Consider the following 14,936-nt stretch of genomic DNA (forward strand, 5'->3'; position numbering starts at 1 on the left):
TTGACGGTCGGTGCCGTCGTTCGTACACGGATTGTAGCGGCAGGGTCAGGCGAGCGCCTTGCGGATGCGGTTCAGGCTGGCCGGCTTGGGCGTGCCGAGCTCCTGCGCCCATAGGCTCACGTAGAACTCCTCCAGGAGCCAGCGCGCACCCGTGGCCTTGCGCATGAGCTCCTCGTGCCGTGGCCCGGCCGGCTCGGCCTTCGCCTTGGCCATGGCCTTGTCGACGAGCTGTTTCGCCTCGTCGGCCTCCCACGCCCATCTGACGTCGCGGTTCTTGTCCGACTTCGCTTTGGTGAGGCGCATGAGGTCGGCGTGCAGATACCGTTCGATGTGGCGCAGCGAGGCCGGGGGAGCGGCGCCGATGAATCCGGGGAAGACGAGCGTGGCGATGTGTTCGCGGATCGACTGGAGCACGGACAGCATCGGCAGGTCCGCCTTGCCGGACACCGCCTTGTCGACCTCCGCATAGCGTTTGAGGATCGCGATCACGTCGCGCGCCACCTGGTAGACGGTGTCCTCGTACACTTCGCGCACGTCGAGCACCGCGTTCGCCAACGCCTCGTCGTCGGGCAGACGGTCCACGTCGGGCAGCAGCCGTTTGACGGCCGCCAGCTGGAGGTCCTCGACGAGCGCCTTCGTTGATTTGTAGGGCGCGGCGGCGAGCATGAGCGCCTCCGTACCGAGCCAGCGCGAGGAGACGCGCTCGTCGGGCAGGCGAAGCGCGTCGAGCGCGCCCCGCCACAGCATCGACGCACGCGATTCGGTGGTGGCGCCCGCCTTGTGCAGCAGGTTCGCCTGCTCGACGAGCCTGCCCTGGTCGGCGGCCTGGTCGGCTTTCCGGCGCACGGCCTTGCGCGCGGAGACCTGCGCCTCCTGCGCGAATTTCACCTGCAGCGCCTTGAGATCCTTGCCGGTGCCGAGCGTCTTGACCGCGCGCCTGCCGCGTCTGCGGCCGCTCCGGCCATCGTCCAGCGGCTGTTCGACCGTGAACGTCATCCTCAGGTAAGGGGAGAGGCGTGCGACGAGTTCCGGTCCCAGCACTTCGGGGTGGATCTGCGCGCCGACCGTTTCGATAGCGGCGCGCGTGAACACGTGCGCGAGATCGGGCCATGCGCCGCCTCCCGCCGTTCCGGCCGTGTCGGCGTCTCCGGCCGCGGCGTCGTCGGACGGCGGCAGATTCGGCTTGCGCTGCGACCCGGAGCCGGGCAGGAACGGGTAGTGGTCGTCGATCCACGCGCGGATCTTGCGCGTCGCGTCCGGCGCGGGCACGAACTGGACGCGCAGTTTCTTCGGCAACGCCTTGATCATCGCGAGGATGAGCTCGTCGAGCAGACCGGGCACGTTCCACGTGAACTGTTCGGGAGTGACGCGCGAAAGCGCCTTCAACGGCACGTGCACGGTGACGCCGTCCGCCGGGTCAGACGGGTCGTACACGTAGCTGAGTCTCAGGTCGATCGGCTGGCCGTCGGTGCCGAGCGTGTGCCAGTGGTCCGGATAGTCGTCGAGGCTCACCGATTCCGCGGACTGGAGGCGCTCCACCTTGCTCGGGTCGAAGTCGAGCAGCGTCGGATGCGCGTCATGCTCGCCCTTCCACCATTTCGCGAGGGCGGCGACGCTCGTCACGTCGTGCGGGATGACCGCGTTGTAGAAGTCGAACAGGTCCTCGTCGGACACGGTCTCGGCGATCTGGCGCGTGCGGTTCGCGTCGTCCGCCGCGTCCTCCAGCTGCTTGAGGTTCTTCGCGACGAAGTCGTCGTAGCTGAACCGCTGCTGGATGTCACCCTCCACGAGGCCCTGACGCAGCAGGAAGTCGCGCGCCTCCAACGGGTTGATGCGGCCCCACTGCACGGTGCGGTCCTGCACGATCGGCAGGCCGTACAGGAGCACGCGGGCGGTCGCCACGGCCGAGCCGCGCGAACCGGACCAGTGCGGCTCCGCGTACGTGGTGCGCGTGAGCGCGCCGGCCAGCGGTTCCGCCCACGCCGGATCGATGACCGCCGAATACCGGGCCCACAGGCGCGAGGTCTCCACCAGCTCGGTGGACATCACCCAGCTGGGCGTCGACTTGGCGACCGCGGAGGCGGGGAACAGGGCGAAATGCGTGCCGCGCGCGCCCAGATAGTCGTTCTTCGACATCTTCTGCGCGCGCTTCAGCGCCCTCGCCCTCGCCGCGCCCTTGAGATGCGCGTAGTCGGAGGCCTTCGGCTCGCGCACCACCTGCATGCCCATCATCGACAGGAGCCCGGCGAGCATCGACTTGTGGATGCCCTCCGCGTCCCACGAGCAGCACATCGAATGCGCCGCCTGCTGGTTGATCGGCAGCTGGCGGATCTCCAATCCGGCACGCGAGGCGGGCTGCGGCTCGCCCACCTTGAACTTCATCTCGCGGCACATCTGCGTGAGCTGCGCGACCAGATCCTTCCACTGGCGCATCCTCAGCCAGCTGAAGTATTCGGTCTTGCAGATGCGGCGCAGCGCGTTGTTGCTCGGGTTGCCGTCCGCCTGGAAGACGCGGTCCCAGATGTTGAGGGCCGTGAGGAAGTCCGAGGTCTGATCCGCGTACCGGTTGTGGATGCGGTCCGCCTCCTCGCGCTTCTCGTCCGGGCGCTCGCGCGGGTCCTGCAGGCTCAGGAACGCGACGACGACAAGCACCGCGGCCAGCGTGTTCGGCGACGTGGTGCGCGCCGCCTCGATCACCATGCGTCCGAGTCGCACGTCGATCGGGATGCGGGCGAGCTGGCGTCCGATGTGCGTGAGCGTCACCTCGCCGCGTTTCCTCGCGATGGCCTTGAGTTCGGTGAGCTCGTTGAAGCCGTCGGAGACGGCCTTCACATCCGGCGGGTCGATGAAGCCGAAGCCGGTCACGTCCTCGGCGGTGCGGGCCACGCCCACCGACAGCATGTGCAGCACGACGGCACCCAACGACGTCCTGAGGATCTCCGGCTCGGTGAAGCGGGGGCGCGTCTCGAAATCCTCGCGCGAGTAGAGGCGGATCGCGATGCCGTCCGCCACACGGCCGCATCGACCGCTCCTCTGGTTGGCGCTCGCCTGGCTGATCGGCTCGATCGGGAGCCGCTGCACCTTCGCCGTCTTCGAATAGCGGGAGATACGCGCGGTGCCCGGATCCACCACATAGCGGATGCCCGGCACGGTCAGCGACGTCTCCGCCACGTTCGTCGCGATGACGATGCGCTGGTGCGTGTGCGCCTCGAACACCTTGTGCTGGTCGGCGGCGGAAAGCCTCGCGAACAGCGGCATGATCTCGATGGCGTCCGCGCGGCGCATGTCCTCGGCACGCGGACCGTAATGATGCCGCAGCGCCGCCTCGAACTCGTGGATGTCGCGTTCGCCGGACGCGAACACGAGGATGTCGCGGGGCCCGCGCTCGTGCGAGGAGTGGATGACGAGCTCGGCGCAGGCGCGCGCCACGGCCGTCGGCATGTCGGTGATGCCGTCGTCCTCGTACGACGAATTGGAATTGCGGCCCGATCCGCGGCCGCCATGCGCAGGCCCCTCGTCCTCGCCGGCGATCGCGTTCGCCAGCTCCTCGTAGTCGGCGTCGCCCGGGCGCGCGCCGGTCGCGAAGCCCGGCACCTCGCGCATCAGCGCGGGCGCCGTGCCGAGCGGTTCGTACACGACCTGCACCGGGTACGTGCGTCCCGAGACCTCGATGACCGGCACCTTCTCGTGCAGGGCGTGTTCGAAATGCTCCTGGAACTTCTCCGAGTCGATGGTCGCCGACGTGATGACGAGCTTCAGGTCGCGGCGCTTGGGCAGCAGGGCCGTGAGATACCCGAGCAGGAAGTCGATGTTGAGGCTGCGCTCGTGCGCCTCGTCGATGACGATCGTGTCGTAGCGGCTCAGCTGCGGGTCGCGCTGGATCTGCGCGAGCAGGATGCCGTCGGTCACGACCCTGAGGCGGGTCTTCGGCGAGCTTTCGTCGGTGAAGCGCACCTGATAGCCGATCTCGTCGCCGAGCCGCACGCCCATCTCGGAGGCGATGCGCTCGGCGACCGTGCGCGCGGCGATGCGGCGCGGCTGCGTGTGCACGATCTGCCTGCCGTGCGTGCCGCGCCCAAGCTCCAGCAGGATCTTCGGCAGCTGCGTCGTCTTGCCCGAACCGGTCTGTCCGGAGACGATCACCACCTGGCTGTGACGGACGGCGTCCGCGATCTCGTCGCGCGCCGCCGAGACCGGCAATTCCGCTGGATATTCGAAACGCATGCTGTTGAGCTGACTTCCTACTGGCCGTGTCGTCCGGTCGCGCGTCGTGCCCGCGCGTGGGACCGGAGTGCGCTACTTGCGCAAAACCTCAATGATACGGAATCCCTTGGAGCTCGCGTATTTGCCCACCGCATAACGCTCGCCGAGCGAATCCGCCAGCCACGGGATCAGCGAATCCGAGCCGAGGTTGCGCTGCACGACCAGATACGCGGCGCCGCCCTCCTTCAGGCGCGGCAGCCACGCCATGAGCAGCGTGTGCAGCGCCTCCTTGCCGATGCGGATCGGCGGGTTCGACCAGATCGCGTCGAACATGAGATCGTCCGGCATCGTCTCGCACACGTCGAGCGGCTGGACGGCGAGCGGCGCGCCCTGCGCGTCCGTCGCCGTCGCACGCACGTTCGCGGCGCCGTTGCGTCGCGCGTTCGACGCGGTCAGTTCCAATGCGCGCTCGTTGACGTCCACCGCCCACACGCGCGCCTCGGGGGATTCCGCGGCGAGGGCCAGCGTGACCGGGCCCCAGCCGCAGCCGAGGTCCAGCAGGTCGCCCGTCTCGGGCGGCTCGGGTGCCTGCCTGAGCAGCACCGACGTGCCGAGGTCGACGCGCGAACCGGAGAACACGCCGTTCGACGTCTCCACGTCCGCCTCGTGGCCGCGCAGGGTGACGTGCATCGTGCGACGCACGTCCTTCGACGAGGGTTCCGCCGCGAAATACTGTTCCGCCATGATGTCCACAAACTCCTTCACTCGCCCGGTGCCCGGACCGTCGGTCCCATGGTGCCCATGCCCGCGCATGTCACCTCAATGATGATAATAAGGACCATAACGCAATCGAGGAACCTTCCGACAGACCAGAGGTGACAGTGAGCAGCAGCCCCGCAACCCATGAAGCATCGCACGGGAACCGCATCGACGAGGAGGACGTCGTGATGGGCGGCGGGGGAGTGCTCGCCGAGGCGTCCGAAGTGCTCCTCGACGAGGGGAGTGTCGCCGGAGTGACGGAACGCCACGACGAGGAGTGGGCGGAACGCGAGTCGCGCAACCAGCTCAAGCACGTCGCCGGACTGGGCGAGCTGAAGGACGTCACCGAGGTCGAATACCGCAAGGTGAGGCTCGAACGCGTCGTGCTCGTCGGCGTATGGTCGAGCGCGAAGACCACGCAGGCGAAGGCCGAGGAGTCGCTGCGTGAGCTCGCCGCGCTCGCCGAGACCGCCGGTGCCGAGGTGTGCGACGGTCTGCTCCAGCATCGTCTCAAGCCCGATGCCGCCACCTACGTGGGTTCCGGCAAGGCGAAGGAGATCGCCGACATCGTCGCGCGCGAGGAGGCGGATACGATCGTCGTCGACGACGATCTGCCGCCGAGCCAGCGCCGCGGTCTCGAGGACGCGGCCAAGGTGAAGGTCGTCGATCGCACGGCCGTGATTCTCGACATCTTCGCCCAGCACGCCACCAGCCGTGAGGGCAAAGCGCAGGTGGAGCTCGCCCAGCTCGAATACATGCTGCCGCGTCTGCGTGGCTGGGGCGGATCGCTGTCCCGCCAGGCGGGCGGCCGCGCGGCGGGTGCAGACGGCGGCATCGGCTCGCGCGGTCCGGGCGAGACGAAGATCGAGATGGACCGCCGTGTCATCCGCACGCGCATCGCCCGTCTCAAGCGGCAGATCCGCGAGATGGCTCCCGCACGCGAGGTCAAGCGCGGCTCGCGTCGACGTTATGGGCTGCCCACCATCGCCGTCGTCGGCTACACGAATGCGGGCAAATCGTCGCTGACGAACCGGCTCACCGGATCGGCGGAACTCGTCGAGAACGCGCTGTTCGCCACGCTCGATACGGCCGTGCGGCGCGCGAAGGCGCGCGACGGCCGTCTCTACGCCTACGTCGACACGGTCGGATTCGTGCGGCGGCTCCCCACGCAGCTCGTCGAGGCGTTCAAGTCCACGCTGGAGGAGGTCGCCGAGGCCGACGTGATCCTCCACGTCGTCGACGGCTCCCACCCGGACCCGTTCTCGCAGATCGACGCGGTCAACGAGGTGCTTTCCGGCATCGACGGCGCCGAATCCATCCCTCGCATCATCGCGTTCAACAAGGCCGACATGTGCGACGAGGCGACGCTGGAACGGCTCGCCGCGCTCGAACCGGACGCGCACATCGTCTCCGCGTTCGACGGTCGCGGCGTCGATGCGCTGCGTGATGCCGTCGAGTCGCTGCTGCCCGTGCCCAACGTGCACGTGGATGCGCTCCTGCCGTACACGGCCGGCGCGCTGCTGTCCCAGGTGCGCGAGTACGGGCATGTCGAGCACGTCGAATGGCGCGACGACGGTGTGAAGGTCGTCGCCGACGTCGACGCGCATCTCGCCGCGCGCATCGTCGCCGTCGCCGTCGACTGACGGACGGTACGGCGGGGGCGTGCGCTGCACGATGCGGCTGCGGTGCGTGGTGTGACTTTGGTCACAGATGTCGCACGATGAGGCTGTGAGCGATAACAACGTTGACGTTGCAAGGATTCCGTCAACCCGCTTCCGTTCCGTCGTCACGTTGTGCGAGTACATTGATAGTCGTTGGTTGAATGATGCCCGGCAACGGGCATTGACTCTAAGAGAGGTTCATTAACATGGCTGAATTGGTCAACAAGCCCACGAAGCTCGCTGTCATCGGCGCCGGCGCCGTCGGCTCCACCCTCGCGTTCGCCGCCGCCCAGCGCGGTATCGCCCGCGAGATCGTCCTCGAGGACATCGCCAAGGAGCGCGTCGAGGCCGAGGTGCTCGACATGCAGCACGGCTCCAGCTTCTACCCGACCGTCTCCATCGACGGCTCCGACGATCCGGAGATCTGCCGCGACGCCGACATGGTCGTCATCACCGCCGGCCCCCGCCAGAAGCCGGGCCAGTCCCGCCTTGAGCTCGTCGGCGCCACCGTCAAGATCCTCCAGGCCATCATCCCGAACCTGGTCAAGGTCGCCCCGAACGCCATCTACATGCTCATCACCAACCCGGTCGACATCGCCACCCACGTCGCCCAGAAGATCTCCGGCCTGCCCGAGAACCAGGTCTTCGGCTCCGGCACCAACCTCGACTCCGCCCGCCTGCGCTTCCTCATCGCCCAGCAGACCGGCGTCAACGTCAAGAACGTCCACGCCTACATCGCCGGCGAGCACGGCGACTCCGAAGTCCCGCTGTGGACCTCCGCCACCATCGGCGGCGTCCCGATGCTCGACTGGACCCCGCTGCCGGGCCACGCGCCGCTCGACGCCGACACCCGCGAGCAGATTCACCAGGACGTCAAGAACGCCGCCTACAAGATCATCAACGGCAAGGGCGCGACCAACTACGCCATCGGCATGTCCGGCGTCGACATCATCGAGGCCGTTCTCAAGGACTCCAACCGCATCCTGCCGGTGTCCTCCATGCTCAAGGACTTCCACGGCATCTCCGACGTGTGCATGTCCGTCCCGACCCTCATCAACCGCGCCGGCGTCAACACCGCCATCAACACCCCGGTCTCCGACAAGGAGCTCGCGGCCCTCAAGCGCTCCGCCGAGACGCTGAAGGAGACCGCCGCCCAGTTCGGCTTCTGATGAAATAACCGTCGCACGGAGTGTCCTCCGCGTTGCGGCGAACTCGACGTACCTCCGTACGCCTTCGTTCGCCGCGCCTTGAGGCCACACGCGTGCGACGGTCATTTCATGGATGGTGGTTGGCGGGCGTCATCGACTTCGCCTCCCGCTGCCATGTGAGGAAGGGCGGAAGACCTCGTCAGGGGGGCTTGGATCCTATGGGTCCAAGCCCCCTCGTCGTATTCGTGGGCCATTCGTGCGCGGCCGGTCGACGTTGGTCGTGGCTAGTCGTGCAGGGATTCGTCGGAGGGGGAGTCGTAACCTTCGGGTTCGAGCTGGAACGTGGTGTGCGGGACGGACACGGGGAAGTGCTCGCGCAGACAATCCTGCAGCTGTTCGAGGATGACGGCCGCCTGCTCCATCGTGAGCCCTCGCTCCACCACCACATGCGCCATCAGAAACGGCATGCCCGTCGACACCGTGCTCGCATGCAGATCATGCACCGCCACCACATGCGGCACCTGCTCCAGATGCGCGCGCACCTCATCGAGATCCAGTCCCTCGGGCGTCTCCTCGAGCAGCACGTGCATCGCCTTATGCAACAGGGAGAAGGCGCGCGGAATCATCATCAACGCGATGACGGCACCGGCCACCGCGTCGAATCCCATCCAGCCCGTCGACATCATCACCAGCGCGGACAACACCACCGCCACCGATCCCAGCGCATCGTTCATCACCTCAAGGAACGCCGCCTTCATGTTCATGTTGTCGCCGCGCTGCGAGGCGAGAATGAAGATCGATGCCACGTTCGCTGCGAGCCCCAGTATGCCCACGAACAACAGCAGCCCCACGTCGTCGATGCCGTGATCGGCCCCGCCGAACAGGCGCATGCACGCCTCCACCAGTGCGTACACGCCGACGATGAGCAGCACCACCGCGCCCGCGGCGGCCGTCAGCACCTCCAGGCGCGCCCAGCCCCACGTGCGTGTGCTGCTCGGCCGACGCTCCATGAGCAGAGCGGTCACCGTGGAAGCCGCGAGCACCGACATGTCCGTCAGCATGTGCCCGGCGTCCACGAGCAACGCCAGCGAACCCGTCAATACCGCGGCGACGACCTCGACCGCGAACACCGACCCCGTCACTGCCAGTGTGGCGGTCAGCCTCCGTCGATGCGCCGCCGCATCAGGTCCAGCCGTGGCGGCGGCATCCTGTGTGTGATTATGAGTCATGCTCCCCATCTCCCTTTCCGGCCCCGCCAAATGAGACCGTTTTTCACTACCGTTCCCGGTAACGCTGACAACGCAGAAACCCCGGCGTAATGCCGGGGTTTCGATGACGCGGATGACTATAGCACGGGTCCCTTTGGATGACAACGGCTGCACGCGTTGGCGAATCCGGGGCCGTCACAGGCGGCGCAGCACCGTGACCACGCGGCCCATGATCGTCGCATGCGTGCCGTCGATCGGCGGGTAGGCCGGATTGTGCGGCATCAGCCACAGATGGCCGTTCTCGCTGCGATAGGTTTTCACCGTGGCCTCGCCATCGAGCAGTGCGGCGACGATGTCGCCGTTCACGGCATCCTGCTGTTCGCGCACCACTACGAAATCACCGTCGCAGATGGCGGCGTCGATCATCGAATCGCCATGGACCTCCAGCATGAACAGGTTGCCGCCCGGTCCGGTGAGCCGTTCCGGCAGGCGCATCACATCCTCCACATGCTGCTCCGCGGTGATCGGCACGCCGGCGGCGATGCGCCCGACCAGCGGCACGTCGCGTGACTCGCGCACCGAAGCGGGGAACGGCACAATCACAGGATTCTCCGCATCTCGGATTCCGGAGGCTTCGCCGCCCGTTTCGGATACACCGGCCTGTGGTGTCGTGCCGGGGCGGCCGGAGGTCGCCGTCGGGTGGAGAATCTCGATGGCGCGCCCCTTGTTCGCGTTGAGGCGAACGAACCCCTTAGCCGCCAAGGTCTGCAGCTGATGCTTCACGGAGGAGGGGCTTTTCAGTCCGGTGGCCTGACCGATGTCCCTGAAGGAGGGGGAGAAGCCACGTTCGTTCTGGTACTCCCTGATCGCGTCGAGAATCATCCGCTGACGTTCGGTCAGCTCGCGCTCGTCCGGCTCCGGTACGTTGCGCGGCTCGAACGGTATCGTGCCCATGGCGCACTCCTTTCCTGCATGATGTGCCCAGCATAGCGCGAAACCATGCAAACGGCAAAACATATGTTCGACACGGCGGGTTGTATAAATCGAACATCTGTGCAACAATCAAAACAGATGTTCGATGGAACGTCTGTTCGAAAGGAAGTGGTCGGCATGACTAAGGCGATGATGCGAGCGGTCGTGGTGGTGTTGGCGGTGTTCGCGGTATGGATCGGGGTCGGGGCGGTGCTCGCGCCGTCTCGCGCGACGGGTGCGTCGACGCCCACGGAGGTGGTCAGCTATACGGTGCAGCCAGGGCAATCGCTGTGGACGTATGCGGAGATGATCACGCCGGATGGTGGCGATGTGTCCGATTCGGTGGATGAGCTCCAACGGCTCAATGGCATGGATGGTACGCAGGTGCGCGTCGGACAACGCATCATCGTGCCGGTCGAGCAGGAGACGTCGCAGGGGGAGGGGAGATGACGATGGCGGCGGTGCGGGTGTCGGGTATGAGGCCGCGTGCCGCTACACGCGACGTAGGTGCCTGGTCGGCGCCGAAGGCTCGGGCGGTGTCGGTGAAACGTGTGTCGTCGTGTCGGAAACCCGCCGGTATCGGATGTGGCGTAGGTCACGGTATGGTGGAAGGTATGCATTGCCCGTATTGTCACCATGCCGAGACGAAGGTCATCGAGACCCGCGTCAGCGAAGACGGCTATTCGATTCGTCGTAGGCGCATGTGCCTGCATTGCAGCAAACGGTTCACTACATTGGAGACCACCACGCTGCTGGTGGAGAAGAGATCGGGGAGCCTTGAGCCGTTCAATCGCGACAAGGTCATCTCCGGTGTGCGCAAGGCCTGCCAGGGCAGGCCGGTGAGGGAGGATGACCTGCGCAAGCTCGGCCAGCGCGTCGAGGAGGATCTGCGATCGACAGGCCAGGCCCAGGTCACGTCCGATGAGGTAGGCAAGGCCATCCTCAAACCGTTGAGGGAGCTTGACCAGGTCGCGTACCTGCGGTTCGCCAGCGTCTACCAGAACTTCGAGGATCTGTCCGACTTCCAGCGCGCCATCGACGCGCTCAAGGACTGACCTGCATCGATTGGCCGGCATGGTCCGGCCGGCGACGAACGGATATTCGACAAGGCCCCGGTGTCCGGTTCCCTCCCGTTGAGAGGGAACCGGACACCGGGGCCGAATCATGTTCCCGCCACCGGAAGGAGGGAAACGATGGCTCAGGAGATCACGCGCATGCGAATCGTGCCCTCGATGGAGCGCAAAGCCTCCAGCGCCGCCTTGGAGGGTCGCTGCGCGACATCGGTCACCACATAGCCGAGTTCGCCCTCGGTGCCGAGCGACTGGGCGGCGATGTTGATGTTCTCCTCGCCAAGCACGCGGTTGACATGGGCGAGCACGCCCGGCAGGTTGGCGTGCAGATGGGCGATGCGTGCCACGCCGCGGTTCGCGCCGAGATTGATCTGCGGCAGATTTACCGATAGCGAGGTCGAACCCTTCTCCCAGTAGTCCTCGAGACGCTGCGAGACGAAGTGGCCGATCGCCTCCTGCGCCTCCAGGGTGGAGCCGCCGATATGCGGGGTGAGGATCATGTTGTCCTCGTCGGCCAGAGCCGTCTCGAACGGGTCGCCCGTCTTCTTCGGCTCCACCGGGAACACGTCCACGGCGGCACCGGACAGGTGGCCGGAATCGAGATGCTGCTTCAGCGCGCCCAAGTCGGCGACGAAGCCGCGCGACGCGTTGATGAAGATGGCGTCCTGCTTCATATGCTCGAACTGGTCCTCACCGAAGAACCCGGTGTTCGACTTACGGCCGTCCACGTGGATCGTCACCGCGTCGGACTGCTCCAGCAGCTCGTTGAGCGTGGCGCAGCGATAGGCGTTGCCAAGGGCGAGCTTCTCTTCGAGATCGTAGAAGACGACGCGCATGCCGAGCGCCTCCGCGAGCACGCTCAGCTGCGATCCGATGTTGCCGTAGCCGATGATGCCGAGCGTCTTGCCTCGGACCTCATGCGAACCGGTGGCGGTCTTGTCCCACACGCCATGCTTGAGATGATGGGTGTGGGCGGGGATGCGGCGCATCAGGCAGATGATGTCGCACAGCACCAGCTCCACGACGGAACGCGTGTTCGAATACGGGGCATTGAACACGGCGATGCCCTGTTCCCCCGCGAAATCGAGATCCACCTGATTGGTGCCGATGCAGAAGCAGCCGACCGCGGACAGCGTGGGGCGTGCCTCGAGCACGCGCTTGGTCACGCTCGTCTTGGAGCGCACGCCGACCACATCGACGCCGTCCAGCGCCTCGATGAGCTCGTCCTCGTTCAACGCGCCCTTCATCGTCTCCACTTCGAACCCGTGATCGCGCAGCGATTTGGCCGCGTCCGGGTGAATGTTCTCCAACAACAGTGCTTTAGGCATGATTCCCACCTTAGAGTTCAAGATCCTTTTCGTCCATCGCCGTCCGAACGATGGCCAGCCGTTGCGTGGGCCTCGTCATCGCGACGTACAGGTCGGCGGCCGCCACGAGACGACTCGGGGCCTCCTGGTCGATGAGCCCGGGCTCGACCAGCACGACGGCATCGTATTCGAGTCCCTTCACCGTTTCGGTGCCGCTCACGTCCACCTGACGGTCCCACGGTTCCTGCGCGGCGAGACGATTCGCCTCGTCTTCGCCCATCGTCTCGCGCAGCGCGGCATCCATCGCGTCGCGCAACGAGGGGAGCAGCGCTGCGGCCGCGATCACCGCGACGCGGCCGGTGCCGTCGGCGGCTACGAAACGCTTCGCCAGTCCGGCTGCCTCGCGCGCCGCCGCTGCGCACAGCTCGTCGCGGGACGCGACGGTGACCCGGGACACGGAGTCGGGAATGCGTCGCACCGCATGCACGGTGGAGATGTAGAGTCCCTGCGATTCGGCGAACCGTCCGGCGAGATCCGACACTTCCTGCGGATTGCGGTAGTCGATGGTCAGCTCGTTGAGATCCCAACGGCCGCGGCCGAACAGACGGTTCATCGTCTTCGCCCATGAACGGGTGCCGCCCAAGGCACTCGTCTGCGCCACATCGCCCACGATCGTGAACGAGCGGGACGGGCAGCGCCGCATGAGCATGCGCCAATCCATGGCGGTGAGCTCCTGCGCCTCGTCGACGACGATATGCCCGTACGTCCATTCGCGGTCGCGGCCTGCCAGCTGCGCGGTCGCCTCGGCGTCCGACCCGTTGATCTGGTCGAGCAGCATCTGCGAGGTGACCAGGCCGGTGCCGATGCCGTTCTGGTCGAGCGTGTCCTGCGCGAACCGCAGCTGTTCGGCCTGCGCGGCCTCCTCTCGGCGGCGCAGGGACGCGAGCTTCGGGTCGTCGCCGAGCAGTTCCATGGCCTCGTCGAGCAGCGGCACGTCGGAGCGCGTGAGCGCGGAGCCCTTCGCGCGGGTCAGTTCGGCGATGTCATCCTCGTTCAGCCACGGGGCGTAGCGGCGCAGCTTCGCCGGCTTGGAGAACATGTCGTCGAGAAGCCACGGGCCGTTCATCGGCAGCCAGGCGAGGTTCAGGGCCACGCGCACCTTGTCGTTCATGCGCAGCATCGAGACGGCGCGGTTGATCTCGTCCTGGTCGGGCGCGTAGTCGAGCTGCTCCTCGTAACGGATGCGCATCGCGGAGATCATCGACTTGACGAACGTCTCGCGCGCCTTGTTGTGCGGTTGACGGGTGCGGCGGGCGTCGCCGATCGCCTGTTCGACGTCCGCGGCGAGCATCGGCACCGTGATGCCGTTGATCTGCACGACCGGCAGGTCGGCGGGCACGCGTTCGCGCGCGGCCACGGCGTTGCGGATCGCGTTCGCCATACGGTGGTCGCCCTTGAGCAGGGCGGCGCGTGGCGTGTCCGTGGCGGTCGCCTCGATGCCGGGGATGAGGTCGCCGATGGTGCGTGAGACCACGCCGGTCTCGCCCAACGAGGGCAGCACCTGATCGATGTAGTGCAGGAACGTGGTGCTTGGTCCGACGACGAGCACTCCGGAACGCTCGAGCGTGCGGCGATGCGTGTAGAGCAGGTATGCGGCGCGATGCAGCGCCACGGCGGTCTTTCCGGTACCGGGGCCTCCCTGCACGACGACCGCGCGGTCCATCGCCGATCGGATGATGTGGTCCTGCTCGGCCTGGATGGTGGCGACGATGTCGGTCATCTTGCCGGTGCGACGCGAGCTCAGCGAGGCGAGCAGCGCGCCCTCGCCGGTCAACGTGCCGGATTTCGACGCTTCGCCGACCTGGCTGGAGTGGATGTCAAGCACCTCGTCCTCCAACGCGACCACGTCGCGGAAGCTCAGCGTGATGTGGCGGCGCATGACGATGTCGCCGTGGTGCGAGGGCGTCGCCTCGTAGAACGGGCGTGCGGCCTCGGCGCGCCAGTCGGTGAGCATCGGCACATGACGGTCGTCCGACAAACCGATGCGCCCGATGTAGCGGCGTGCGCCGGTCTTGTCGTCGAGACGCCCGAAGACGAGACGGTCCTCCACGGCGCGCAGCTGCGTGAGCCGGTCCTCGTACATCGTGGCGAACGAGTCGCGTTCGGTGCGCTGGGTGGGCGAGCCGTGCGATCCCGCGGCCCGCACGGCATCGAGGCGTTGCCTGGCTTGGGCGCGCAATGCGTCCAGACGGTCGTATGCGCGGCTGACCGCGCGCTGCTCCTCCTCGATCTGCGAGGCGTAACTCGACATGTGTTCCGTTTCCCCTGTTCTATCTCCTGAAAACTGGAATGTTCCAATCTACTCCCCACCCCCAACGAGGCGGGTGCCGTCGACGCCGGCGGAGGTGAATTCCGGATGAATTCGTCCGCTCCGGAGAGCCGGCCCGTCGGTTCGGTCGGAGAGCCCAGAGGCGGGGATTGTCCCCGCCGCACCTTGGGAAGGGGAGAAGGCCGCGGAAAAAGCGCGAATTGTGTGAGTGTGTGGGGAGTAATGGGGGAAAGTGGGGTAGAGTGGGGAAGCAGTGTGGTCGGAGTGTGTCCGAATGGT

Annotated in this window: 10 protein-coding genes; 4 read left to right on the forward strand and 6 right to left on the reverse strand. The window is 66.6% G+C overall.

Annotation, left to right across the window (positions count from 1 at the left end; all coding sequences use genetic code 11):
- Positions 1–45: 45 nt before the first annotated feature.
- Entirely contained in the window at positions 46–4,224 is a 4,179-nt protein-coding gene (hrpA, locus tag AC1AYR_RS01295; RefSeq protein ID WP_476510994.1) for an ATP-dependent RNA helicase HrpA, read from the reverse strand.
- 72 nt (positions 4,225–4,296) lie between these two features.
- Complete coding sequence (locus AC1AYR_RS01300) at positions 4,297–4,947, reverse strand: class I SAM-dependent methyltransferase (RefSeq protein ID WP_476510993.1); 651 nt, start codon at positions 4,945–4,947, stop codon at positions 4,297–4,299.
- A gap of 203 nt (positions 4,948–5,150) precedes the next feature.
- Here AC1AYR_RS01300 and hflX point away from each other — a divergent pair, with 203 nt between their 5' ends.
- Entirely contained in the window at positions 5,151–6,605 is a 1,455-nt protein-coding gene (hflX, locus tag AC1AYR_RS01305; RefSeq protein ID WP_476511188.1) for a GTPase HflX, read from the forward strand.
- A 224-nt stretch (positions 6,606–6,829) separates the two neighbouring features.
- Positions 6,830–7,792: an L-lactate dehydrogenase gene (locus AC1AYR_RS01310; protein WP_476510992.1), complete on the forward strand. Its 963-nt coding sequence runs from the start codon at positions 6,830–6,832 to the stop codon at positions 7,790–7,792.
- Between the two features lie 263 nt (positions 7,793–8,055).
- Here the strand turns inward: AC1AYR_RS01310 and AC1AYR_RS01315 are convergent, their stop codons facing one another.
- Positions 8,056–9,000 (reverse strand): cation diffusion facilitator family transporter, encoded by a 945-nt coding sequence (locus tag AC1AYR_RS01315; protein WP_476510991.1) that lies wholly within the window; start codon positions 8,998–9,000, stop codon positions 8,056–8,058.
- Between the two features lie 174 nt (positions 9,001–9,174).
- Positions 9,175–9,933 carry a transcriptional repressor LexA gene (lexA, locus tag AC1AYR_RS01320; RefSeq protein WP_476510990.1) on the reverse strand — a complete coding sequence of 253 codons (759 nt, stop codon included), beginning with the start codon at positions 9,931–9,933 and terminating at the stop codon, positions 9,175–9,177.
- 117 nt (positions 9,934–10,050) lie between these two features.
- On the opposite strand from lexA, the gene AC1AYR_RS01325 reads away from it, so the two are divergent.
- Complete coding sequence (locus tag AC1AYR_RS01325; RefSeq protein ID WP_476510989.1) at positions 10,051–10,401, forward strand: LysM peptidoglycan-binding domain-containing protein; 351 nt, start codon at positions 10,051–10,053, stop codon at positions 10,399–10,401.
- A 164-nt stretch (positions 10,402–10,565) separates the two neighbouring features.
- A complete protein-coding gene (gene nrdR, locus AC1AYR_RS01330) occupies positions 10,566–11,006 on the forward strand; it encodes a transcriptional regulator NrdR (protein WP_476511187.1) in 441 nt (146 codons plus the stop codon).
- Between the two features lie 143 nt (positions 11,007–11,149).
- On the opposite strand, the gene serA is transcribed toward nrdR, so the two are convergent.
- Both serA and AC1AYR_RS01340 read right to left on the reverse strand, forming a co-directional pair.
- Positions 11,150–12,349 carry a phosphoglycerate dehydrogenase gene (gene serA, locus AC1AYR_RS01335; protein WP_476510988.1) on the reverse strand — a complete coding sequence of 400 codons (1,200 nt, stop codon included), beginning with the start codon at positions 12,347–12,349 and terminating at the stop codon, positions 11,150–11,152.
- Between the two features lie 10 nt (positions 12,350–12,359).
- Positions 12,360–14,639, reverse strand: a complete 2,280-nt coding sequence (locus AC1AYR_RS01340) for a HelD family protein (RefSeq protein WP_476510987.1) — start codon at positions 14,637–14,639, stop codon at positions 12,360–12,362.
- Positions 14,640–14,936: the final 297 nt, after the last annotated feature.

Source organism: Bifidobacterium sp. LH_417 (assembly GCF_056357035.1).